The sequence below is a fragment of the Embleya sp. L77 genome (assembly GCF_055557415.1).
The window spans coordinates 3,752,967-3,776,497 of sequence record NZ_CM145709.1 but is presented as its reverse complement, the minus strand read 5'-3'; the positions used below and the strand labels follow the sequence as shown (position 1 = coordinate 3,776,497).

The 23,531-nt window shown below is 71.3% G+C and carries 23 protein-coding genes; 3 read left to right on the top strand and 20 right to left on the bottom strand.

The features are described from left to right. Nucleotides 1–12: 12 nt before the first annotated feature. On the bottom strand, nt 13–1,383 hold the full coding sequence (locus tag ACZOOI_RS16105; RefSeq protein WP_465276523.1) for a PH domain-containing protein: 1,371 nt from the start codon (nt 1,381–1,383) through the stop codon (nt 13–15). Beyond that, the gene (locus ACZOOI_RS16100) at nt 1,380–1,877 is read right to left on the bottom strand and encodes a PH domain-containing protein (RefSeq protein WP_465276522.1); all 498 of its coding nucleotides are present in this window, start codon (nt 1,875–1,877) and stop codon (nt 1,380–1,382) included. The genes ACZOOI_RS16105 and ACZOOI_RS16100 overlap by 4 nt, the downstream gene beginning before the upstream one ends. A 70-nt stretch (nt 1,878–1,947) precedes the next feature. On the opposite strand from ACZOOI_RS16100, the gene ACZOOI_RS16095 reads away from it, so the two are divergent. Further along, the gene (locus tag ACZOOI_RS16095) at nt 1,948–3,099 is read left to right on the top strand and encodes an NADH-quinone oxidoreductase subunit D (RefSeq protein WP_465276521.1); all 1,152 of its coding nucleotides are present in this window, start codon (nt 1,948–1,950) and stop codon (nt 3,097–3,099) included. Nucleotides 3,100–3,142: 43 nt separating this feature from the next. Here ACZOOI_RS16095 and ACZOOI_RS16090 read toward each other — a convergent pair whose 3' ends face one another. The 4 genes from ACZOOI_RS16090 to ACZOOI_RS16075 all read right to left on the bottom strand — a co-directional run bounded on the left by ACZOOI_RS16090 (nt 3,143) and on the right by ACZOOI_RS16075 (nt 7,396). Then, on the bottom strand, nt 3,143–4,825 hold the full coding sequence (locus ACZOOI_RS16090) for a hypothetical protein (RefSeq protein ID WP_465276520.1): 1,683 nt from the start codon (nt 4,823–4,825) through the stop codon (nt 3,143–3,145). Nucleotides 4,826–5,037: 212 nt separating this feature from the next. After that, the gene (locus ACZOOI_RS16085; protein WP_465281212.1) at nt 5,038–5,961 is read right to left on the bottom strand and encodes an ABC transporter substrate-binding protein; all 924 of its coding nucleotides are present in this window, start codon (nt 5,959–5,961) and stop codon (nt 5,038–5,040) included. Nucleotides 5,962–5,984: 23 nt separating this feature from the next. Continuing rightward, complete coding sequence (locus ACZOOI_RS16080) at nt 5,985–6,659, bottom strand: ABC transporter permease (protein ID WP_465276519.1); 675 nt, start codon at nt 6,657–6,659, stop codon at nt 5,985–5,987. Then, nucleotides 6,656–7,396, bottom strand: a complete 741-nt coding sequence (locus tag ACZOOI_RS16075) for an ABC transporter permease (RefSeq protein WP_465281211.1) — start codon at nt 7,394–7,396, stop codon at nt 6,656–6,658. The genes ACZOOI_RS16080 and ACZOOI_RS16075 overlap by 4 nt, the downstream gene beginning before the upstream one ends. 168 nt (nt 7,397–7,564) lie before the next feature. Between ACZOOI_RS16075 and ACZOOI_RS16070 the strand changes: the two genes are divergently transcribed. Beyond that, complete coding sequence (locus ACZOOI_RS16070) at nt 7,565–8,713, top strand: ABC transporter ATP-binding protein (RefSeq protein ID WP_465276518.1); 1,149 nt, start codon at nt 7,565–7,567, stop codon at nt 8,711–8,713. A gap of 120 nt (nt 8,714–8,833) precedes the next feature. Here the strand turns inward: ACZOOI_RS16070 and ACZOOI_RS16065 are convergent, their stop codons facing one another. From ACZOOI_RS16065 to dacB, 11 genes are all read right to left on the bottom strand, one after another. Beyond that, nucleotides 8,834–9,319: a DUF3180 domain-containing protein gene (locus tag ACZOOI_RS16065; RefSeq protein ID WP_391586415.1), complete on the bottom strand. Its 486-nt coding sequence runs from the start codon at nt 9,317–9,319 to the stop codon at nt 8,834–8,836. Then, entirely contained in the window at nt 9,316–9,903 is a 588-nt protein-coding gene (gene folK, locus ACZOOI_RS16060; RefSeq protein ID WP_465276517.1) for a 2-amino-4-hydroxy-6-hydroxymethyldihydropteridine diphosphokinase, read from the bottom strand. The genes ACZOOI_RS16065 and folK overlap by 4 nt, the downstream gene beginning before the upstream one ends. Further along, a complete protein-coding gene (gene folB / locus ACZOOI_RS16055) occupies nt 9,900–10,262 on the bottom strand; it encodes a dihydroneopterin aldolase (protein WP_391586564.1) in 363 nt (120 codons plus the stop codon). The genes folK and folB overlap by 4 nt, the downstream gene beginning before the upstream one ends. A 192-nt stretch (nt 10,263–10,454) precedes the next feature. Continuing rightward, nucleotides 10,455–10,919: a nuclear transport factor 2 family protein gene (locus tag ACZOOI_RS16050; RefSeq protein WP_360313026.1), complete on the bottom strand. Its 465-nt coding sequence runs from the start codon at nt 10,917–10,919 to the stop codon at nt 10,455–10,457. Beyond that, nucleotides 10,916–11,800 (bottom strand): dihydropteroate synthase, encoded by an 885-nt coding sequence (gene folP / locus ACZOOI_RS16045; RefSeq protein WP_465276516.1) that lies wholly within the window; start codon nt 11,798–11,800, stop codon nt 10,916–10,918. The genes ACZOOI_RS16050 and folP overlap by 4 nt, the downstream gene beginning before the upstream one ends. Nucleotides 11,801–11,908: 108 nt before the next feature. After that, the gene (folE, locus tag ACZOOI_RS16040; RefSeq protein ID WP_020549572.1) at nt 11,909–12,514 is read right to left on the bottom strand and encodes a GTP cyclohydrolase I FolE; all 606 of its coding nucleotides are present in this window, start codon (nt 12,512–12,514) and stop codon (nt 11,909–11,911) included. Nucleotides 12,515–12,516: 2 nt separating this feature from the next. Next, on the bottom strand, nt 12,517–14,571 hold the full coding sequence (ftsH, locus tag ACZOOI_RS16035) for an ATP-dependent zinc metalloprotease FtsH (protein ID WP_465276515.1): 2,055 nt from the start codon (nt 14,569–14,571) through the stop codon (nt 12,517–12,519). A gap of 307 nt (nt 14,572–14,878) precedes the next feature. Beyond that, entirely contained in the window at nt 14,879–15,445 is a 567-nt protein-coding gene (gene hpt / locus ACZOOI_RS16030) for a hypoxanthine phosphoribosyltransferase (RefSeq protein ID WP_078979398.1), read from the bottom strand. A gap of 46 nt (nt 15,446–15,491) precedes the next feature. Next, on the bottom strand, nt 15,492–16,472 hold the full coding sequence (gene tilS / locus ACZOOI_RS16025) for a tRNA lysidine(34) synthetase TilS (RefSeq protein WP_465276514.1): 981 nt from the start codon (nt 16,470–16,472) through the stop codon (nt 15,492–15,494). A 228-nt stretch (nt 16,473–16,700) separates the two neighbouring features. Further along, a complete protein-coding gene (locus ACZOOI_RS16020) occupies nt 16,701–17,849 on the bottom strand; it encodes a zinc-dependent metalloprotease (protein WP_465276513.1) in 1,149 nt (382 codons plus the stop codon). A 136-nt stretch (nt 17,850–17,985) separates the two neighbouring features. Continuing rightward, nucleotides 17,986–19,389, bottom strand: coding sequence for a D-alanyl-D-alanine carboxypeptidase/D-alanyl-D-alanine endopeptidase (gene dacB / locus ACZOOI_RS16015; protein WP_465276512.1), 1,404 nt, complete (start codon nt 19,387–19,389; stop codon nt 17,986–17,988). Nucleotides 19,390–19,540: 151 nt separating this feature from the next. Between dacB and ACZOOI_RS16010 the strand changes: the two genes are divergently transcribed. Further along, complete coding sequence (locus ACZOOI_RS16010; RefSeq protein ID WP_020549566.1) at nt 19,541–20,032, top strand: inorganic diphosphatase; 492 nt, start codon at nt 19,541–19,543, stop codon at nt 20,030–20,032. Nucleotides 20,033–20,145: 113 nt separating this feature from the next. Here ACZOOI_RS16010 and ACZOOI_RS16005 read toward each other — a convergent pair whose 3' ends face one another. The 3 genes from ACZOOI_RS16005 to ACZOOI_RS15995 all read right to left on the bottom strand — a co-directional run bounded on the left by ACZOOI_RS16005 (nt 20,146) and on the right by ACZOOI_RS15995 (nt 23,458). Next, on the bottom strand, nt 20,146–21,540 hold the full coding sequence (locus ACZOOI_RS16005; protein ID WP_465276511.1) for a C40 family peptidase: 1,395 nt from the start codon (nt 21,538–21,540) through the stop codon (nt 20,146–20,148). Between the two features lie 219 nt (nt 21,541–21,759). Further along, a complete protein-coding gene (locus ACZOOI_RS16000) occupies nt 21,760–22,698 on the bottom strand; it encodes a hypothetical protein (RefSeq protein ID WP_465276510.1) in 939 nt (312 codons plus the stop codon). A 40-nt stretch (nt 22,699–22,738) separates the two neighbouring features. After that, nucleotides 22,739–23,458 (bottom strand): DedA family protein, encoded by a 720-nt coding sequence (locus ACZOOI_RS15995; protein WP_465276509.1) that lies wholly within the window; start codon nt 23,456–23,458, stop codon nt 22,739–22,741. Nucleotides 23,459–23,531: the final 73 nt, after the last annotated feature.

Sequence of the window (23,531 nt, the reverse complement as noted above, 5' to 3'; positions counted from 1 at the left end):
ATGCGTCAGATATTAACCGGCGCCCTCGTCGAGGGAAGAGGCGGAACCTGACGAACTGTCAGATGCGGGTCCGATCCAACGCTCCGCACCCGCTTCACGACGGCCGGTACGCGAGCGTTCGGCCTGTTCGGCGACCATCGTGTGCGCCTCGGCCGCGTCCCGTCGGGCCGCCTTGACGTGTACCGGACCCGGCGTGGAGTCCAGGTGCACGGTGGCCAGGCCGAGCCGGCGCTCCCACGGCCCCTGGGTCCGCCGCACGCTCTGCACCTTCGCGTGCGGGATCACGTCCAGGATCCGGTGGAACCGGCCGCTGCGGGCCACGAACACCTCGGTGTCGGCGCCGTAGGCGTATGCCGACCAGCCGACGGGATCGTGCCACCGGGCCCGACGCGGCGCCGGGATCAGCTCGACCGCGTCGATATCGACACCCGGCAGGATCTGCCCGAGCAGCCCGTGGGCGACCGCGCGCGGCGCGACCGGCAGCAGGATCGTCTCCTTGTTGTCGGTGTCCTTGCCGCCGTAGCCGGCCACGTTGATCTCGACCCGGACCCACCCGCGCAGCCGCCACAACCACGGCTGCACGATCCGCACCGCCTGGACCCGGCCGGGCGGCACCGTCTGATGCCGCTGTTCGAGGAGGCCGTGCCGCAACCGCAGACCGTCCGGCGAGCGGGCCACGGTGAAGTCGAAATTCCGGATCACCCGCCCGGCGGTGAACTGCCACGCGGCCAGGAACAGCGGCACCGACCCGAACACGAAGGCGGGCGCGTGCAGCGCGAGGGCCAGGACCACCACCGTCACGCTGGGCGCGAGCGCGGCCCAGGTGCCGACCGAGAGCAGCACCGAGCCGACCACCGCCGACAGCGGCACCGACACCAGCGCCTGCTCGGGCGCCTCCCCCACGTCCGGGCGCACCCCCGCGGCACGCGCGAGCAGCTCGGCACGCAGCCTCTGCGCGTCCGCCTCGGCCAGATACGAAAGGCTCGCCTCGGCCTTGTCCCCGCCGGCCACCTGGAGCTGCAACTCGGCGAGCCCGAACAGCCGGGCGGCCAGCGGCCGGACGATGTCCACCGCCTGGAGCCGGGACAGCCGCACGTGCCGGGTCCGGCGGAACAGCACCCCCGAATCCAGCCGCAGGTCGTCGCCCTCGATCCGGAACGTGGTGAACCACCACGAGACGTATCCGTAGCCGAACGCGAGCGGCACCACCACGGCGAGCCCGATCATCAGCCGACTCGGGGTCGCCCACCCGGAGTTGACGTTGTGCACGACCACACCCAGACAGGCGGCGATCACCACCCAGCCACGGGCGGGCGGGGTCAGCGGGTGCAGTCGGCGCGGCTCGCCGACGCCTCCGACCGGCCGCTCGGCCCCGGTGCTCACAGCCCCGCCGATCGGGCCTCGCCCAGCGCCGCGAGCCGATCGCGCAGCCGCGCGGCCTCGGCCGGCGGCAGGCCGCGCACGACCGCGTCCGAGGAGGCCGATGCGGTGTGCAGGGTCACCGTGGCGATGCCGAATCGGCGCTCCAGCGGGCCCGCCTCGACGTCCACGAACTGCATCCGCCCGTACGGCACCACCACCAGCCGGCGAAACAGCACGCCGTGCGCGATCAGCAGGTCGTCGGCCCGCTCCGCGTAGCGCCACGAGCGCTGGTTGCGCCGGATCGCCGGCAGGCCCCAGGCGCCCGCCCCGACGCAGGCGAGCAGCACCACCGCGCCCGCCCACCAGGCCACGAGCCAACCGAGCAGACCGCCGGCGAGCACGGCGAACAGCACACAGCCGGCGAGCAGCAGGGCGCGGCGCATCCGATACAGCTGCTCCGAGACGGCCAGCCAGTCGAGGTCGTGCGGAGCCAGGGCGTCATCGGCCGGTTTCATAGGGGCAACCTTCCCAGGTGGGCATACAAGGGTGCGAAGGAGCACACGACTACTGGCAGACTCAGGGTCCATGACCGCCAGGACCGTGGGCGTGGGTATCGGCGCCGACCAGCTCGACACGACCGACATGGTGCTCAACATCGGGCCCCAGCACCCCTCCACGCACGGCGTGCTGAGGTTGCGACTCGTGCTCGACGGCGAGCGGATCCTCTCCGCCGAGCCGATCGTCGGCTATATGCACCGCGGCGCGGAGAAGCTCTTCGAGGTGCGCGACTACCGGCAGATCGTGATGCTCGCGAACCGGCACGACTGGTTGAGCGCGTTCGCGAACGAGCTGGGCGTGGTGCTCGCGGTGGAGCGCATGTTGGGCATGGAGGTGCCGCAGCGCGCGGTGTGGGCGCGCACCCTGCTCGCCGAGCTGAACCGGGTGCTCAACCATCTGATGTTCCTCGGCTCGTATCCGTTGGAGCTGGGTGCGATCACCCCGATCTTCCACGCGTTCCGCGAGCGCGAGGAGATCCAGGCGGTGATGGAGGAGATCTCCGGCGGCCGGATGCACTTCATGTTCAACCGGGTCGGCGGGCTCAAGGAGGATCTGCCGGCGGGCTGGACCGGGCGGGTGCGGCACGCGGTCGCGACCGTGCGCACGCGGCTGGCGGGGCTGGACGGCCTGGTCTCGGGCAACGAGATCTTCCGCGCCCGCACCCGGGGCGTGGGGGTGCTGACACCGGCCCTGGTGGCCGCGTACGGGGTCAGCGGTCCGATCGCGCGGGCCTCGGGGGTCGACTTCGACCTGCGCCGGGACGAGCCGTATCTGGCCTACGGCGAGCTGGCCGACGTGCTGCGCGTGGTCACCCGCGAGGAGGGCGACTGCCTGGCCCGATTCGAGTGCCTGCTGGAGCAGGTCCACGTGAGCCTGGACCTCGCCGACGCGTGCTGCGACCGGCTCGACGAACTCCCGCAGGGTCCGGTGAACCTGCGGCTGCCGAAGGTGCTCAAGGCGCCCGAGGGCCACACCTACGCGTGGACCGAGAACCCGCTCGGCCTGAACGGCTACTACCTGGTCTCCCGGGGCGAGAAGACCCCGTGGCGTCTCAAGCTGCGCTCGGCGTCCTACAACAACGTGCAGGTGCTGACCGAGCTGCTGCCGGGCTGCCTGATCGCGGACATGGTGGCGATCCTGGGGTCGCTCTTCTTCGTCGTGGGCGACATCGACAAGTGACACCTCGGACGCCGGTCGGCGGTCGGGCGGGGTGCCGGCCGGGTCAGGCGTGCTTGCGGATGTCGATCCGGGGGATCTCCTCGGTGTCGTCGTGTGCGGTGAGGTCCACCGGCAGCGGCTTGGGCCGCGGCACGCCCGGACGGGCCCGGTCGGATTCGCTGGGTGCGAACCGTACGCCCTGCCCGCGGTGCACCGGAGCCGGCTGAGCGGCCGGCGCCTGCTCGGTGGGCACCGGGTCGGCGAGCCGATCGGCCTCGATGTCGTCCACGGCCGCGTCCGGGACGGACGTCGCCTCGGCCGGCTCGATCTCGTCCCCGTGCGGGCGCCCGGCGACGAGCGCGTCGTAGCGCGCGTCCGAGCCGAACAGCTCGTCGGTCAGGAAGCCGGTCGCCTCGGGATCGGCCAGGGCGGCACGCGGCGCGAAGAAGTCGAACCGCCCGGAGGCCCCGGAGCCGGCCACCCGGCGAGTCACCTCCAGCACCTTGTCCCGCACCATCCGGGTGACCTCGGCGGTATCGGACACGGGGCCGAGCGCGGTCGGCTCGGCAGGGGTGGGCGCGGTCGCGCCGGCCGGCGCGGGGGCCGCGGAGGCGGACTCGGGCTCGGGCTCGGGCTCGGGCGTGGCGGCGGCGGTGGGCGCCGGCGAAGCGAAGGTGGGTGTGGGCGCCTGAGTGGGCGCGGCGGCGGGAGCCGAAACGCCGGGCGCGGCGACGGCCGGCGCGGGCACAGCGGCTCCGGGCGCGGCGATGTCGGGCACGGGTGGCTTCGCGAGCGTGGGCACGGTGGTGGAATCGGCCGGGGTGACTTCCGTCGAGGGCGCCTCGGGGGCCCCCTCCGCGGTCGCTCCGGCAGCCGCGCGGGCGACGCTCCGGCTGAGCTCGGCAGGCGGCGCGATCGGCGCGGCTGGACGCACCCCGGCGGTTGACCCGGCCTCGGCCCCGGCCTGCGCAACGGAACGAGCGGCGGCAACCGAAGTGCCCGGCGCCACGGCGGTCGACCCGGTCCTGTCGCCGGCCTCGGACCCGGCCCGCGCAGCGGAGCGCGCGGCTTCGGATTCGGGCCGCGCGGTGGTGGGTGCCGCGGTGTGCGCTGCGGCGGTGGGCTGCGCCGCTGCGGTGGCAACCTCGGCCTGGCCCCGCGAAGCGGAGCGCGCGGCGGAGCGCGCGGCGGAGTGTGCGGCGGAGTGCGCGGCGGAGCGCGTCGGCGGGCCGAAGACCGAGGCCGCGTAGGCCGGGACCAGGTCCGGCGCGGACACGGGCGGCCGGCGCACGGCCGGGACGATGGACGGAGCCGTGGGACGTACCTCGCCGCCCCGCCGGTCCAGCAGGTCCAACACCGCCGCACCGCGCGCGAACAGGTCCGGGGTCAGCCGCTGCGGACGCGACACCAGGTGGGCGGCGGCCAGTTCGCCGGCCTGCACCGCAGCGAGTTCCTGCTCGTCGGCCCGCTCGATCGCGGCGCGCAACTCGTCCGCCATGCGCTCGCGTTCCCGACGCCGGGCGATGCTCTCCTCGGCCATCCGCCGGTGGTGTGCGGTGCTCCCGCGAACCACCCACGCGATCGCGCCGGCGGCGGACAACACACCGAGCAGCACGGCGAGTCGAAGTGTGGTCGCACCTCCCGCGACGACCGCCAGGACGACGGCGACGAGCGCCGGCGCGCATATGGCGGCAAGCAGGGATATGCGTGTGGCGGTCGAGACCGAGCGATGGCGTCCACGTGGCATGCACCAGACGTTAGCGCGATACGGCGTTCGCCTCGGTGCGGGGGTTGCCGTGTGCGCGGGTTTTTTGCTTTCCGTGGAAGAAACTCGGCTCGGTTGGCCTCGAACACCGGCCGGGCCGATTTGGCCTCGACGCCGGCCGGGCTATTCGAACTGCCCGGCCGGCGTCGAGTGTTACCCCGACCCCTGAGAATTCACCATCGACAATTCGGCGATCAGATCAGGTTCTTGGACTTCAGGTAGGCCTTGGCGACGTCGGCCGGCTTCTTGCGGTCCTCGTCGACCTGCTTGTTGAGCGCGGTCAGATCCTCGGTGGTGAGGATCGGGGCGAGCTTGTCGACCAGCGGCAGGATCTTGTCGGCCTTGCCGGAATTGACCACCGGGAGAACGTTGTCGGCGTTCTGCAGCTTCTTGTCGTCGGTGAGGACGACCAGGCCGAACTGGTCGAGCGTGGCGTCCGTGGAGGTGGTCAGGACCAGTTGGTCCTTGCCGTCCTTGACCGCCTGCTTGGCGGCGGTGGTGCCGACGCCGAGCGGGTCCACTCCGCCGACCTTGATGCCGTACGTCTTCTCCAGGCCCGGCGCGCAGAACGGGCGCGTCTTGCACTCCTCGCCCGCCGCGATCTTCACCTCGATGCCGGCCTTGCCCAGGTCGGAAAGGGTCTTCAGGTTGTTCTTCGCGGCGAAGTCCTTGGTCACCGCGAACGCGTTCTGGTCCACCGCCTGCGACGGGGTACCGGACTTGAGCCCGGCCGGGCCCGCGAGCGTGTTCAGCGCGGCGACCGTGGCCGCCACGTCCGGCGAGGCGACCGGTGTGGCGTCCGGACCGTTCTTCTTGCGGTTCAGGAACTCCGCCATCGTTGCCGCGTACTCCGGCACGACCGCGATCTTGCCCTTCTCCAGCTCGGGTTCGTAGAGCTCACGGTTCTTGACCGTCTTGATGCTCGCCTTCACCCCGCCCTTGTCGAGCAACTGTTTGTACATCTGCGCCAGGATCTCCGACTCGGTGAAACCGGCCGAGCCGACCACCGTCTTGTCGTCGTCCGAGGACGAACACCCTGTCGCGCCGACCAGAAACACCAGGGAGAGCCCTGCCGCCACACCGACCGTCATGCCCGTCTTGCCGCGCCGCATAAGCATGCGATGCACCGCCCTTTCCGTTCTCACGAGGTCACACCGCCACGCGGTGTCCGGGCCGTGAACCGCTGCACGAGCGCGAACAGGCCTTCCACCACCAGAGCCAACGCGGCCACGAGGATTGCCCCCGCCACCACTTGACCGTTGTCCTGCAGGTCGAAACCGGCCGTGACGATGCGCCCGAGCCCGCCCCCCGCGACGAGCGCCGCGAGTGTTGCGGTGGCAACAACCTGAACGGCACACGTTCGAATTCCCGTCATGATCAACGGAAGTGCCAGGGGCAACTCGACGCGGAACAACATCTGCCCGCCCGTCATACCCATGCCGCGCGACGCCTCGACCACGTCCCGGTCCACCCCGCGCATGCCGACGTACGCGTTGGTGAGCACCGGTGGGATGGCGAACAGCACGAGCGCGATGATCGTCGCGGTGTCGCCCATGCCGATCGGGCTCAGCCCGAGCAGCACCAGCACCGCGAACGTCGGGATCGCCCGCCCGATATTGGAGATGTTGATCGCCAGCGCGCCGCCCTTGCCCAGGTGCCCCAGCCACAGTGCGACCGGCAGCGCGATGGCGACCGCGATCAGCACGCACACCACGGTGAGCACGATGTGCTCGACGAGCCGATTCCACACCCCGCTCTCGCCGCTCCAGTTCGCGCCGTCGGCCAACCAGTCCCAGGCGTCGCCGAGTACGTTCACGCCGCGGCCTCCGCCTTCAGGTCGATCTCCGCCGTCGGCGCGGGCACCGCCGGCAACCGCCGTTTGCGCCCACCGGCCCGCTCCCACGGGGTCAACAGCCGCTGTACGCCGAGCAACAGCAGGTCGGCCACGATCGCCAGCGCAACGCACAACACCGACGCGGTCAGCACCTGCGCCTTGAAGAGCGTGTCGATGCCCTTGTAGATCAGGTTGCCCAACCCACCCGAGCCGACGATCGCACCGACCGTGGTGAGCGCGACGGTGGACACCGTGGCGACCCGGACGCCGGCCATGATCGCGGGCAGCGCGAGCGGGAGTTCGACCTGGAACAACAACCGTCCGGGCCCGTAGCCCATCCCCCTCGCCGCCTCCACCACATCCGGCGGCACCGATTGCAGACCGGCCAGCATGTTCCGCACCAGGATGGTCAGCGAGTACAGCACCAGGCCGATGATGACCGTCGTTTCGGTCAGGCCGGTGAACGGCTGCAGAATCGCGAACATCGCCAACGAGGGGATCGTGTACAGGATCGTGGTCGAACCGAGCAGCACGCTCCCGGTCAATCGCCAACGCCGGGCAGCCAGGGCCATCGGGAACGCGACGAGCAGACCGATCGTCACCGAAACGACGGTCAGATAGATGTGTTCGCGCAACGCGGTGGTGATCTCCCCGGAGTACTCGTCGAAGTACTTCCCGCAGACCCACGAGTTGCGCTTCAGGCAGTCGCCGGAGGCCACAATCACGGGCGGACAGTACCCCAGCGGTCGGACGGGCACTCCCGTGACGGCGGACACACCCGGTGTGTGAACGGGGCCACCCGGGTACGTTGCCACCCCTGGGGGTCGGGAATCACCGGGTCTCCGGACACCTGCCACGGCTGCCTGCCATACCCCCGGAGGGTCCCCATGATCCGGCTCGACCGCGTCACGAAGCGGTACCCCGACGGCACCGAGGCGGTCGCGGAACTGTCGCTGGAGGTCGCCACGGGCGAGCTGGTCACCCTGGTCGGCCCGTCCGGCTGCGGCAAGACCACCACGATGAAGATGGTCAACCGGCTGATCGAGCCCACCTCCGGGCAGATCTTCCTGGACGACGAGGACATCACCCGGGCCGACCCGGTCAAGCTGCGCCGGCGGATGGGCTACGTGATCCAGTCCGGCGGCCTGTTCCCGCACCGCACCGTGCTGGAGAACACCGTCACCGTGCCCAGCCTGCTGGGCTGGGACCGCAAGAAGGCCCGGGCCCGCGGCGTCGAACTGCTGGAGCTGGTCGGCCTGGACCCGAGCAAACTCGGCGATCGCTACCCGCACCAGCTCTCCGGCGGTCAGCGCCAGCGGGTCGGCGTGGCCCGCGCCCTCGCGGCGGACCCGCCCGTGTTGCTGATGGACGAGCCGTTCGGCGCGGTGGACCCGGTGGTGCGCGAGCGCCTGCAGACCGAATTCCTGCGGCTCCAGGACGAGTTGAAGAAGACGATCCTGTTCGTCACGCACGACATCGAGGAGGCCGTCCGGCTCGGCGACCGGATGGCGGTCTTCTCGATGGGCGGCCACATCGAGCAGTTCGACACACCCTCCAGCGTGCTCGGCGCACCCGCCACCGACTACGTCGCCGACTTCGTCGGCGCGGACCGCGGCCTCAAGCGCCTGTCGGTGACCGAGATCACTCCCGAGGACCTCGAACTGCCGCCGGTCGTGCACCTGGACGACCCGATGTCCGAGGCGCTCGCGAAGCTGCGCGCGGCCGATTCGCGCTGGGCCGTGGTGCTCGACGACGCGGGCAACCTGCACGGGTGGGTGGACGATCGCCCGGCCGGCGGCACGGTGCGCGACCGGGCCCGCCGGATGGAGGCCTGGGTGCCGGTGCGCGCCTCGCTCAAGCAGGCGTTCGGCGAGATGCTCCAGCACGACGCCGGGTGGATCGCCGTGGTGGACGGGGACCGGTTCGTGGGCGTGCTCACGCCCGCGCGGCTGCACGAGGCCCTGCGGCGGTCCATCGGTGCGGAGGAGCGGGACATCCCGTTGGCCGAGGTCGTGCTGGACACCATCGAGGGGTGACGGGCCGGCCCTCGGCCGAGGTCCTGTCCGCAGCGGCCGGCCGGGCAGGTTCGGCCGCCTCGGCCCTCGTCGTCCTCGACGTTCCCGGGGAGTTCGACCCGGCCTCGGGCCGAGTCGTCCTCAGGCGCCGGACCGGCCGGCCTTCTTGTCCTCGGGGTCCTCGGGGATGCGCAGTATCCGCTCCAGGAACAGGCACCCACCGACCAGCAGCACACCCGCGCCGACGGCGAAGGCGCAGCGCTGGGCCTGGGCCGAGCGCTCGGTGACCTCCAGGAAGCCGGTCAGGTAGAGCGCGTAGCCGCCGTACAGGCCCACCACGAGCGCGCCGACCAGCGAACCGGCCTTGGCGAAGACCACCGCCCGGGCGGCGACCAGCGGATCCACCGGGCGCGCGTTCGGCCGCCGCTCGCGCTGCGCCTTCAGCCGCGAGCGCAGCGACAACGCGGTCGCCAGCGCGATCGCGGCCAGGCACAGGAGCACGATCGGAGCCAGGATCGGGACCACGGGCGGCGTGCCGCGCGAGTCCCACAGGTCGATTCCGGCATACGCGATGCCGCCCGCACCCAGCGCGAGGGCGAGCAGGAAGAGCGGGCGCGTGGGCTTCATCGGTCTGCGGTCAACTCCAGGTCGTCACGGCGATGCACCCCGCCGAGGCCGACCTGCGCGAGCAGGTCGGCGACCCGGCCGTGGCCCGGTACCTCCGCCTCGGGGTCGATGTCGTGCCACGGCGCGAGCACGAAGGAACGCTCGTGCGCGCGCGGGTGCGGCAGGGTCAGGTGCGGGTCGTCCTGCTCCACGCCCTCGAACCGGATCACGTCCACGTCCAGCGTGCGCGGCCCCCAGCGCTCGACCCGGACCCGCTGGAACGCCTCCTCGATCGAGTTGGCGCGCTCCAGGATCAGGTCCGGGGTGAGCAGCGTGCGCACCTCGATCACCGCGTTGAAGTAGGTGCCCTGCTCGGGGCCGCCCACCGGGTCGGTCTCGTAGACCGGGGACACCCGCAGCAGGCTCACGCCCGGGGTGTCGGCGATTTCGTCGATGGCGCCCTGGAGGGTCTCCAGGCGGTTGCCCAGGTTGCTGCCGAGCGCGAGCACGACCCGGCTCCAGGTCGGCAGCGCACGCCGGCCGGTGGTCTCGGCGGGCTGCTCCGGGGTCGGTTCGCGGGTGGGTTCGCGGACGGTGTCGGTCATCGGTCCCGCCCCCGCACGATGGTTACCGTCACGTCGTCGAACGGGACGGTGATCGGGGCGTCGGGCTTGTGCACGATCACCTCCACCTCCTGCACGAGCGGGCGGGCCAGGCATACGTCGGCGATCCGCTGCGCGAGCGTCTCGATCAGATCGACCGGGTCGCCCTGGACCACGCCGACCACGTCCTCGGCGACCTCGCCGTAGTGCACCGTGAGGGTGAGATCGTCGGACTGCGCGGCCGGACGGGTGTCCACGCCCAGCACGACGTCCACGACGAAGGTCTGGCCCTCTTCGCGTTCCTTCGCGAACACTCCATGGTTGCCGCGGGCCTTCAGTCCCCGCAGCGAGACGCGGTCCAGCATCAGTCGCCTCCTCGGCGCTATCCCATCACTGCGCACCCCGACCGGTCGGTTGTCGACCCGTCGAGGGGCGGTCGCGCCGACGGCCGGACCACCTCTGTGCGGTACGAATGTACCCAGCGATCCCGACAGGTTCGCTCGGCCGGGTGCCGCGAAGGCACCCGAACGACGCATCGAAGCGGTCGGGATCGGTCAGATCTCCTCTTCGGCGTCGACCTCCGCCATCACCGGCGACGCGTGGTGCAACCACAGCCGCCAGCCCGCGGGAGTGCGCCGGAAGACGTTGGTGACCACCGCCCGGCCGCCCGCGAACCCGGCCTCGTCGCCGCCGTCCTCCTCGGCCATCCCGGTCAGCATGTTCGCCGTGCAGGACAACACCGCGACCTCGCCGGCCAGCTTGACCTCGACATCGGTCAGGAAGAACTGCACGTACGCGGTGTTGGCCATGATCAGCGCGTACGAGCGCAGAATCTCCGCGCGTCCGTGCAGCGCGGGCCAACCCGGATGCACGCATGTCACGCTCGGCGCGTCGGGGCCGTCGGCCCAGATCGCGCCGAGGGCGTCGATGTCGCCCTCCTCGACGGCCGTCCACAGCGCGAGGTTGACCTCGCGTACCGCGTCCGCCTCGGGCGACGTCTGGTCGTCAATCGGGTTCATCGGGCCTCCTGCCAGGCAGCCGCCACCTTGACCGCGTCGAGCGAAGCGGGCACCTCGTGCACACGGACGGCCCACGCGCCCGCGGCGGCGGCCAGCGCGGAGACCGCGGCCGTCGCATCGTCGCGTCCGCGGGGCGGACGCAGTGTGCCGTCCTCGGCGGCGAGCAGCCGCCCCAGGAAGGTCTTGCGGGACGCGGCCACGAGCAGCGGACGACCGAGCTCGTGCAGCGCGTCCAGGTGGGCGAGCAGCGGCCAGTTGTGCGCGGCCGTCTTGGCGAAGCCCAGACCGGGGTCGAGCACGATCGCATCGGGATGCACGCCCGCCGCGATCACCTTCTCCATCCGCTCGGCCAACTCGGTGCGCACCTCGGCGACCACGTCGGCGTAGACCGCGCGTTCCTGCATCCCGCGCGAGTGCCCACGCCAGTGCATGACCACCACGGGCACCCCGCTGTCGGCCACGTACGCGGCCATCGCCGGGTCCGCGAGCCCACCGCTGACGTCGTTGACCAGGCGGGCGCCGGCCTCGACCGCGGCGCTCGCCACCTCGACCCGGGTGGTGTCCACACTGACCACCGCACCGGCCGAGGCCAGCTCGCGGACCACCGGGACGACCCGACGCAATTCCTCGTCCACATCCACCCGACCGGCCCCCGGCCGGGTCGACTCGCCGCCCACGTCGATCAGGTCCGCTCCCTGGTCGAGCAGCGCGAGCCCGCGCGTGATGGCGGCCTTCGAGTCGAACCACAGGCCGCCGTCGGAGAACGAATCGGGGGTCACATTGACCACACCCATGACCGCGCACCGGCCGAACTCGGGCAGGCCGCGCACCCGTGGTGGGCGGTCGGGAGCCCGATGTCGCGGGCCGGTCGTCGCTGTCATGGGGAACAGAGTAGGGGTTGACCGGGCACTGCCCGGTCAACCCCCGAGTACTGCGTCGCGACTTGTTATCGGCGCCGTGCCGGCCCGCGACCGTGCGCTGTGGAGCCGCTACCGGCTCAGGATCAGGCTCATCGCCTCGGCCCGCGTGGCCGCGTTCAGCAACTGGCCGCGCACGGCGGAGGTGAGGGTGCGGGCACCCGGCTTCCGTATGCCGCGCATGGTCATGCACAGGTGCTCGCACTCGACGACCACAATCACCCCGCGCGGGCGCAGGATGTTCACCAGCGCGTCGGCGATCTGGGTGGTCAGCCGCTCCTGCACCTGCGGACGCTTGGCGTACACGTCCACCAGGCGCGCGAGCTTGGACAGGCCGGTGATCTGACCGTCCTCCGACGGGATGTACCCCACGTGCGCCACCCCGTGGAACGTCACGAGGTGGTGCTCGCACGTGCTGTAGACCTCGATGTCCTTGACCAGGACCATCTCGTCGTGGCCGAGATCGAAGGTCGTGGTGAGCACGTCCTCGGGATCCTGCCGCAACCCGGCGAAGATCTCCTGATACGACCTGGCCACTCGGGCCGGGGTGTCCTTGAGACCCTCGCGGTCGGGGTTCTCCCCGACCGCGAGCAGCAGCTCCCGGACCGCGCGCTCGGCGCGATCCTGGTCGAACTCACCCACGGCACGACCGTCGAAGGTGACCGGGTCGATCGTCACGTTCAGTTCTCCGGAGAATCGGACGGCGGTTCGGGGCGCGCTACCGCCCCACCGGACCCCGTCGTGGTGCCCGTCGCAGAGGTCGAGCCGCCGTTGAGAAGCCCGTTGTCACTGCCGCCGCCGGAGAGCGTGAGCTCACGGGGCGTCATCACGGGGGGACGGCTGGACGGCTGACGCCGGCTGGAACCCGTCCACGCGGGGCGGGCCGGCCGCTTGGTGACCGGAGCGAAGATCTCGGCGACCTGGGCCTTGTCCAGGGTCTCCTTCTCCAACAGCTCCAGCACCAGGTTGTCCAGCACGTCGCGGTTCTCGACGAGAATCTCCCACGCTTCGTTGTGGGCGGTCTCGATGAACCTCTTGACCTCTTCATCGACGATAGCCGCGACCTCTTCGGAGTAGTCGCGCTGGTGACCCATTTCACGACCCAGGAAGGGCTCGGCACCGTCGTTGCCGAACTTGATCGCACCCAGCCGCTCGGTCATGCCGTACTGCGTGACCATCGAGCGGGCCAGACCGGTGGCCTTCTCGATGTCGTTCGAGGCGCCCGTGGTCGGGTCGTGGAAGACCAGCTCCTCCGCCGCGCGCCCGCCCATCATGTAGGCGAGCTGGTCGAGCATCTCGTTGCGCGTGGTGGAGTACTTGTCCTCTTCGGGCAGGACCATCGTGTAGCCGAGCGCGCGACCGCGGGACAGGATCGTGATCTTGTGCACCGGGTCGGTGTTCGGCAGCGCGTGGGCCACCAGGGCGTGGCCGCCCTCGTGGTACGCGGTGATCTTCTTTTCCTTGTCGCTCATGATCCGGGTGCGCTTCTGCGGCCCGGCCACGACACGGTCGATCGCCTCGTCCATCGCCAACGCGTCGATCAGCTTGGCGTCCGCGCGGGCGGTCAGCAGTGCGGCCTCGTTGAGCACGTTCGCGAGGTCGGCACCGGTGAACCCGGGGGTACGCCGGGCGACCGCCTTGAGGTCGATGTCGTCGGTGACCGGCTTGCCCTTGGCGTGCACCTTGAGGATGTCCCAGCGGCCCTGCATGTCGGGACGGTCGACCGCGATCTGCCGGTCGAAGCGGCCCGGACGCAGCAGCGCCGGGTCGAGGATGTCGGGCCGGTTGGTCGCGGCGATCAGGATCACGCCGCCCTTGACGTCGAAGCCGTCCATCTCGACCAGCAGCTGGTTGAGCGTCTGCTCGCGTTCGTCGTGCCCGCCGCCCATGCCCGCGCCGCGGTGTCGGCCGACCGCGTCGATCTCGTCGACGAAGACGATCGCCGGCGCGTTCGCCTTGGCCTGCTCGAACAGGTCGCGCACCCGGGAGGCACCGACACCGACGAACATCTCGACGAAGTCGGAACCGGAGATCGAGTAGAACGGCACGCCGGCCTCACCCGCGACCGCGCGGGCGAGCAGGGTCTTGCCGGTTCCGGGCGGGCCGTACAGCAGCACGCCCTTGGGGATCTTCGCGCCGACCGCCTGGAACTTGGCGGGCTCCTGGAGGAACTCCTTGATCTCGTGGAGTTCCTCGACCGCCTCGTCCGCACCGGCCACGTCGGCGAAGGTCGTCTTCGGCGTGTCCTTGGAGATCAGCTTGGCCTTGGACTTCCCGAAGTTCATGACCCGGGAGCCGCCGCCCTGCATCTGATTCATCAGGAACAGGAAGACCACGACGATGAGCACGAACGGCAGCAGGGAGAACAGGATGCTGACGATCGTGCTCTGCTTGCTGAGCTTGACCGTGTAGGAGTCCTGGATCTTGCCCTGCTCGTACTTGGACTGGAGCAGGCGCTGGATCTCCACGCCCTGCTCGTCGATGTACGAGGTCTTGATCTTGGTGTGCTTGTCGACCTTCACCCCGGGGATCAGGGTGAGCTCGAGTGACTGGTCGTTACCGCCGATGAGCTTGGCTGACTTGACCTGGTCGTTTTGGATCGCCTGGATCGCCTTGCCGGTGTCGACACCCTTGAAGCCGCTCGAAGAGGAGACGAGCTGCATCAGGAGGATCACAGCAATGACGGCCAGCGCGATCCACATGACCGGCCCGCGGAAATAGCGCTTGACGTCCATCGATGCGGGGCAGCAGACGCCCCGTCCCTCCTGCCGACTTTTGACCCGGACGCCTTATGGCCCCCGGGTACGTTGCCTGTCCGGTATCGCCCGGCACGGTCGCCCGTGCTGATCGGATGTCGCTGCGTTAGACGGTACACCGGGTGTCCGCACGTCAACGCGCCGCGCGTTCACTCACCTTGCGCGCCTTCGTGCATCGACCCCCGACGCACCCTCCAACGAGGGAAAACGTTCCCCTTGTTCCCGGATGCTGTTACAGGATGTCAATCGCGCAAACCCGAAGCCGTATTCCATGCGCCCGAGCGGGTCAGGTCGGCTTCGAACCGCCGTATACATGCTCGGCCAGTGTGCCCACGAACGGCAGGTTGCGGTAGCGCTCGGCGTAGTCGAGGCCGTAGCCCACCACGAACTCGTTGGGGATGTCGAAGCCCACGTACTTGACCGGGATGTCGACCTTGGCGGCCTCCGGCTTGCGGAAGAACGCGCACACCTCCAGCGAGGCGGGGCCTCGCGAGGTGAGGTTGGCGAGCATCCACGACAGGGTCAGGCCCGAGTCGATGATGTCCTCGACGACCAGGACGTGCCGACCGGCGATGTCCGCGTCGAGGTCCTTGAGGATGCGCACGACGCCCGAGGACTTGGTGCCGGAGCCGTAGGAGGACACCGCCATCCAGTCCATCTTGACCGGCGAGTGCACGGCCCGGGCGAGGTCGGCCATGACCATGACGGCGCCCTTGAGCACGCCGACGAGCAGCAGGTCCTGGCCCCGGTAGTCCTCGTCGATCCGTTCGGCGAGCTCTACGAGCTTCGCCTCGATCTCCTCCTGCGTGACGAGGACCCTTTCGAGGTCGGCGCCCATGTCCTTCTCGTCCACCACATGCCTTACTACGAAGTTTTCGACTGAGCCCCGCGGTCACCGGTCAGGATTGAGCCGGCCGGTGAAAGAGAAGCCTGCCACACCGCCTGCGTATCTCGACGCCCCCGGGCAGGTGGATGGGCCCCTGGCCGTGCCAGGAGATGACCAGCTTCTCCACCGCCTCCACGTGCCGGGCGAACAGCGCGCCGGAGGGGCTGCCCGCGCCGACCGCCGTACGGCGCAACACCCGGCGGCGGACCGCGGCGGGCAACTCGGCCAGCCCGGCGACCTCGAGCTCGCCGTCGTCGTGCGTGACGTCGGCCTGGGCGCGGTCGGCCCACTGGTCGAGTGCCTCGGCATCGTCGCGGAACAGCCGCGCGGTGCGGGCCAGCGCCTCGGACACCCCGGGGCCGAGCGCCTTCTCCAGCACCGGGAGCACCTCGTGGCGCACCCGTGCCCGGGTGTAGGCCGGGTCGGCGTTGTGCGGGTCCTCCCAGGGCAGCAGGTCCTGCGCGACGCACGCCTGCCGGGTGATGTCGCGGCCCAGCTCCAGGAACGGGCGCTGGTAGTGGCCGGTCAGCGGCGGCATGCCGGCGAGCGAGCGGGCTCCGGAGCCTCGGGCCAGCCCGAGCAGCACCGTCTCGGCCTGGTCCTCCAGGGTGTGGCCGAGCAGCACGAGCGCGGCGCCGTGCTTCTTCGCCGCGGTGTCCAGCGCGTTGTATCGGGCCAGCCGCGCGGCGCCCTCGGGGCCGCCCCGGGTGCCGACGGTGACGCCGAGCGCGTCGACCGGGCCCAGGCCCAGGTCGCGCAGCCGGGCGACCAGATCCACGGCGCGGCGGGTGGAGCCCGCCTGGAGTCCGTGGTCGACGGTGACGGCTCCGGCGCGCAGACCCGCGCGGGGGGCCTCGAACGCGGTGGCCGCTGCGAGCGCCAACGAGTCCGCGCCACCACTGCAGGCCACCAGGACGAGGTCACCCGGTTGCAGCTCGCGCAGGGTCTTGCGGACGGCCAGCCTGGTGGCGGCCACGGCGGGATGGGGTCCCACGACTCGACGACACCTCCTTGCACGTCCGGTTCGGCCGGTTCGCGGAGGTCGCGGCCTCCGCGAGAAATGCCGAAGAGAATTGGTTTGCCCACGCTACGTCACCCGAAGCGCCCCGGGCCGCAGACACCGCCGGATGTCGCCCGGATGAGGACGCGGGCGGGCCGGCGTCGGCCCGCCCGCGGCGCGAGAAGGCGCGCGGAGGCGTCGCGTCGGGTGTCCCGTGCCGCCTCACGCGGGATCGGCGGGGTCCTCGGTCGGCGCGGTTCCGGCCTTGCCGTGCACCCGGTCCACCCACATGCCCGGCTCGGCCACCTCGGCCTTGGTGGGCAGCGTGTTGGGCGAGGTCCACACCCGGTTGAAGCCCTCCATGCCGACCCGGCCGACCACCTCGCGCACGAACCGCTCGCCGTCGCGGTACTGGCGCAGCTTCGCCTCCATGCCGAGCAGCTTGCGCAGTGCCTGGTCGAGCCGCCCGGTGCCCTGGGCGCGCCGCTCGGCGAACTTCTCCCGGATCTCCGTCACGGTCGGGATGACCTGCGGCCCGACGCCGTCCATGACGAAGTCGGCGTGCCCCTCCAGAAGCGACATCACCGCGGTGATCCGGCCCAGGATCTCGCGCTGCTCGGGTGTCTGGACGAGTTCGACCAGCGAACCGCCCTCACCGTCGCCGTCGGTGCCCGCACGACGCGCGCCCGCGAACGTGGAGACCGCCTCGCGCAGCCGGCCGAGCAGCGCGGACGGGTCGAGTTCGGTCTGCCCGAGGAAGCCGTGGATCTCCTGCTCCAGGTGGTCGCGCAACCACGGCACGGCGGTGAACTGGGTCCGGTGGGTCTCCTCGTGCAGGCACACCCACAGCCGGAAGTCGTGCGGGTCCACGCCGAGCTCGCGCTCGACCTGGACGATGTTCGGGGCGACCAGGAGCAACCGCCCGGGGCCGCGCCCGCTCGCGCCCGGGCTCTGCGGCGCGAAGGTCTCGTACTGGCCGAGCACGCGCGAGGACAGGAACGCGAGCAGGGTGCCCAGCTCCAGGCCGGTCACCTTGCCGCCCACGGTGCCCAGCGCGGCGCCGCCCGGCACGCTCTCGCGGCGCTGTTCGACCTTGTCCAGGAGCGGTCGCAGCACGTGCCGGAAGCCCTGCACGTTGGCCCGGGCCCAGCCCGGTCGGTCCACCACCAGGACCGGGGTGTCGTTGTCGCCCGAATCGAGTCCCGTGAACGCCCGTACGTGTCCTTCGGACGTCTTGGCGTGGGCGCGCAGCTCCGCCACGACCGCCCGCGCCTCGTCCCGTCCGACGTCGGGTCCCGGCCGCACGAGCCGGTTCGCCGTCGCCACGGCCAGGTCCCAATCGATCATGTCCGCACCGTTGCCGCTCGTCATACGGCCACGGTACGTGCTCGGCGCGGCCTCGAAAGAGGAACCGGGGTCCACGACTTCATCGGGATCGGGATTTGTGGGCGCGCGGACCGGCTCGGCCGCCGGTACGAAGCGGGCCGGTCGCCGCGCCCCGCGCGGGTCAGGCGGTGGTGCAGCCGCAGTCGGCCAGCGCGGCGGCCATCCGGTCGATCGCCGCGCGGGCCGGGTCGGGGTCGCCGGTGAATTTGTCGGCCAGGATCGCGAACGCGAGCAGCCTGCCGTCCCGATCGCGGACCAGACCGGACAGCGTGCTGACCCCGGTCAACGAGCCGGTCTTGGCCCGGACCACGCCGGCCGCGTCGGCGGAGCCGCTGTTCGGGCCGTACCGCTCGGTCAGAGTGCCGGTGAAGCCCGCAATCGGCAGGCCGGTCAGGGCCCAGCGCAGTTCGGGGTGCGTCTGGGACGCGGCCACCGCGAGGGTCTGCACGAGCGTCTGCGGGGTGAGCCGGTCCTCCTTGTCCAGACCGCTGCCGTCCTTGAGCGCGGACGCCCCGTAGTTCACGCCCAGGCCCTCCAGGACCTTGCGCGCCGCGACGGTGCCGCCCTGGAAGCTCGCGGGTTGGCCGCCTGCGATCGCGACCTGTCGCAACAGGGCCTCGGCCAGGTCGTTGTCGCTGAAGGTCAACATCTGCTCGACCATCGCGGACATCGGCGGGGACTGGACCGAGGCGAGTTCGGGTGCACCGCCCGCGGGCGCGGTGCCCTGGGCGGGCGTGCCGTCGACGGTGATGCCCGCGGTCTTGAGCAGCGCCGCGAACTTCTTCGCGGCGTCGATGCCCGGGGACGGCACCCGGTTGCTCTCCTTGCCGACCACGGTCGGGTCCACCCGGCCCTCGTCGACCATCAGCGACACCACCGGCGCGATGTTCTCGTTGACACCGATCGCGTGCAGGGCCGGTCCGGTGTACAGGGTGGTGTCGTACTGCAGCTTGACCTGCGTGGTGCCGGTCGCCTTGAGCGCGGTGGCGGTCGCCGCGGCCAGGTCGGACAGTCGGGCGGGCCGGTAGGCGCTGCCGTACTGCTGCCCGTCGAGCGCGGTCAGCGTCGGATCCCCGCCGCCGACCAGCACGATGGTGCCCGGCGTCGCGCCCGGCACCACGCGGGTGGCGATCCGGTGGTCGGGGCCCGGCGCGGTGAGCGCGGCCACCGCCGTGGTGATCTTCGTGGTGGACGCGGGGGTGGCCGCCCGGTCCTGGTTGGCGCCGTACAGCGCCTTGCCGGTCAGCGCGTCGACGACGGCGATCGCAGGCGGGGCGCCCAGTGCGGTGGCCTTGGTCAGCGGGTCCAGCGCGGCCCGGATGCCGGCCTCGGTCGGGGTCGCGCCCGCGGGTTCCCCGGACACCGGCGCGAGCACCGGCTGCGCGCTCGCGACCCGCTTGGTCTTCTCGTCGGCTCGGGCGGCCAGGGGCTCGCCCTTCCACGACCCGTGCACGAGCGTGGTGAGAACGGCCAGCACGATCGCCGCCAGGGCCGCGGCGATCGCTTTGCTCCTTATGCCGGCCACGCGAGACCATCCCCTTCCGCCGGACCACCGGCCATGCGAGACACTGAGATCAGATCAGGTTCTGTCCGGGACCTGTGCCGGGTTCGGCCTCGCGGACAGAACGACCCTAACGGTCCCGGCAACGGTCCCGGCGCAGCACTATGGAGGAGCCTTGGAGTTCGACGTCACCATCGAGATCCCCCGGGGATCGCGCAACAAGTACGAGGTGGACCACGAGACGGGCCGCATCCGGCTCGACCGGATGTTGTTCACGTCGACGCGCTACCCGGCGGACTACGGCTTCATCGAGGACACCCTCGGTGAGGACGGTGACCCGCTGGACGCGCTGGTGCTGCTGGACGAGCCGACCTTCCCGGGCGTTCAGGTCCGGTGCCGCGCGATCGGCATGTTCCGGATGACGGACGAGGCCGGCGGCGACGACAAGGTCCTGTGCGTGCCGGCCACGGACCCGCGCGTGGAGCACCTGCGTGACATCCACCACGTCTCGGAGTTCGACCGGCTGGAGATCCAGCACTTCTTCGAGGTCTACAAGGACCTGGAGCCGGGCAAGTCGGTCGAGGGCGCCAATTGGGTCGGCCGCGACGAGGCCGAGGCCGAGGTCGAGGCCTCCCGCAAGCGGCTCACCGAGCAGGGCCACCACTGACCGGGTAGCCCCTCGCACGAACGCCGGTCGCCGGCGGGCACCCTCCGGGGTGGCTGCCGGCGACCGGCGTTCGTCGTGGTGGCGGTCGGTCGACCGAGCGGTCGTGGGCACGGTCAGGACGGGCGGGCGTAGTAGTCCGGGGTGCCCATGTAGAACATGTTGCTGATCTTGATCACGTCGCCGGTGCGCGGTGCGTGGATCATCCGGCCGCCGCCCAGGTACATCGCGACGTGGTGGATGTCGGAGGCACGCTTGGTCTCGGTCCAGAAGATCAGGTCGCCCGGGCGCAGGTTCTTGTACGACACCGGGGTGCTCTGGGAGTACTGCGTGGCGGCGAAGTGGGTCATGCTCACGCCGGCCTTGCGCCACGCCTGCATGACCAGGCCCGAGCAGTCGTAGCCGCGTGGGCCCTCGCCGCCCCAGACGTAGGGCTTGCCCAGTTGCGCCTTCGCGTACGCGACCGCGGCGGCCGCGCGGCCGTTGTTCGCGGCGGTCTTGCCGGAGGTGTCGGGTCGGCCGGCCGGGCTCTTGGTGGGCTTGGTCGGCTTGGTCGGCTTGGTCGGCTTGGCGGGCTTGGCGGGCTTGGCGGGCTTGGTCGGCGTGTTCGGCGTGCTCGGCGTGCTCGGCTTCGCGGGTTGCGTCTCCTGCCCGCGCGCCTCCTCGGCCTGCCGGTCGGCCTCCCCGCGGGCGTCCTCGCGGGCCGCCTCGGCCTCGGCCCGGGCGCGGGCCTCCTCCTCGGCGCGGCGCCGAGCCTCGGCCGCCGCACCGTCCCGGCGCTGTGTCTCCAGTGCCACCGACGTCTGCTTCAGCGTGGCCAGTTCGGTCAGCAGCGCGGTGCGCCGGGCGGCGATCTCGCCGACTCGGCGCTGCTGTGCGGCGAGTTCGGCCTCGACCCGGTCCTTGGCCGCGCGGACCGCCTCGGTCGCGCGGGCGGCCGTGTCCGCGGTGTGTTCGGCGTCGGTCTTGGCGGTCGCCGCGTCCTGGACGGCGATGGTGCCGCGGCGCAGGGTGTCGTCGCCGTCCTGGGAGATCCGGCGCATGCTCTCCATCCGGGAGACCAGGTCGGCGGGCGAGTCGGCGCCCAGGACCGCCTGGAAGGTGCCCAGTCGGGCGCCGCCGCCCATCCGGTAGGTCTGCGCGGCGAGCCGGCCGAGTTCGGCTCGGGCGCCGACCAGTCGGGCGTCCGCCGTGCGCAGGTATCCGTCGGCGGCCTCGGCCCGGTCGCGGGTCTGCTGCCGCAACACCACGGCCCCGTTGTACGCCTCGACGGCGGCGCCGGCGCGAACGTCGAGGCGTTCCAGATCGTTTGCCTCGCGGTCGAGTTCGGCCTCGATCCGATCGATGTCGGCGACCTTGCCGGTGACCGCGTCCTGTGCCCGGCGAACCTGGTCGGCGCCGGGGCGGGCGGTGCCGGAGGGATCGTCGGCGAGGGCTCCGGGGGTGATCGTGAAGACGAGGACGGCGGCGAGTCCGGCCGGGACTGCGGCGCGGATGAACGGTCGAGGCATGCGGTCTCCCTCCAAGCGGCGGGCACCGAGGGGAACCGGACGTTCCGATTCCGGGCAGGTCTCCTCACGCTAACGATCGGTGATCGCAATCGCACCATAAGCGACATATTTCCCGCTAATGGGCTTATCTCTCACGCGCCACTCGAACATCGGTGCGCCACCCGGGACTCGCCGTTCGCCCGCGCCGGCCCGGGCGCCCGATCGCACCGCGCGGTCGGTTCAGCCGGTGGCCGCCGGCTGCTCCAGGGACCACATGCACACCGTGCCCGACTCCGCGTCCGCGGTCAGCCAGACACCGTCGGAGCGCACCACGAGCCATTCGCGCGGTGCGTCCTCGGGGTACTCGACCTCGGCGATCGCCCGCAGGTCCGGCACCGAGAACAGCACGTGCCGCTCGCCCGAGGAGGCCGCGAGCACCAGGTCTCGGCGCACGAAGCCGGCGTAGATGTCGAACACCTCGTCCGGGTCCGGGAAGACCTGCTCCCCCGGCCGGGCCGCTATCACCGCGCCGTCCGGGTAGCGCACGAGGGCAAGCGGGCCGGCCTCGATCGGCGTGGTCAGCATCATCCGACCGGAGCCGTGGATGTCGGTCAGCACCCGGCTCTCCCCCGGCGGCACCTCGGCGACCCGGTCCGGGGCGTCCGTGCCGAGCACGAAGACCCGGTACGCGTCGTCGGCGTGCGAGGCGGCCAGGCCCACATGCCCGCCGTCGGGGTGCGGGATGAGTTCGGAGCCCACGGTGGCCGGATCCAGCGGCCACACCGCCCGCGCGGTGCCGTCCGCGCCGTCCAGCAGCACGCACCGGTCGCCCTCGGCGGTGCGCACCACCGCCCAGATCCCGGCCGAGGTGACCGCGCAGGAGCCGGCCTCCTCGACCTCCCACGGCTGGTGCGGGTGGGACCACACCTCGCTCCCCTGCGCGTCCAGCACCACCACTCGGTCGGGTGCCGAGGCGACGAAGTACCCGAGGTCGGGGGTGACCGAGTGGCCGCCCCGCCAGTCCTCGGGCAATCGCACCTCGCGCACGATGCCCAGCGAGTCGTCGAGCACGACGAGCGAACCGTCCACGCCGTGCGCGAGCCAGGCCGCCGCGCCGGGAATGCGGTCGAGACTCCACAGGGACGGCAGGGTTGCCCGGGCCAGAAGTTGAGCGCGCATGGCGTGAACTCTATTGGCGCCCGGCACCAACCCGTACGGCTCAGCGCCGGTGACCCGGTTCCGGGTCCGGCCGGTCGTCGCTCGCGCGGTGCCGACCCCGCCCCGGGGCCGGCTCCGACCCGTCCACCGCGGCCTGCTTGCGCGACGCCGAGCGGGCGCGCAGGAGTTCGATCGCGACCGGGATCACCGAGATCAGCACGATCGCGACCAGGATGAACTCGATGTTGTCTCGGACGAACCGCACCTGCCCCAGCGAGTGGCCGAGCAGGGTGACCCCGCACGCCCACAGGAATCCGCCGACCACGTTGTAGACCACGAAAGTGCGGTACTTCATCCGGGCGACACCCGCGACGATCGGCGTGAATGTGCGCACGATCGGCACGAACCGGGCCAACACGATCGAGCGCGGTCCGTACTTCTCGAAGAACTCGTGCGCCTTCTCCACGTTCTCGCGCTTGAAGAGCCGCGAGTCGGGCCGGTTGAACAGGGACGGCCCCACCTTGCGACCGAACAGGAAGCCGACCTGGTCGCCCGCCACCGCCGCCACCCACAACAGCAGGCACACCAACCACAGCGGCTGCGAGAACTTGCCGTCCGAGACCAGCAGTCCGGTGGTGAACAGCAGCGAGTCACCCGGCAGGAAGAAGCCGATCAGCAGCCCCGACTCGGCGAAGACGATCACCAGGATGCCGATCAGGCCGAACGTGGAGATCAGCTTGTCGGGATCCAGGAACGATGGACCCAGGGCGATGGTGTGCACGGCGCGAGCCTCCCGGAACGGGTGATGGCGGACGTCGGAAGTCCCCCGACCAGGTCATGGTTAGGCAAAGAGA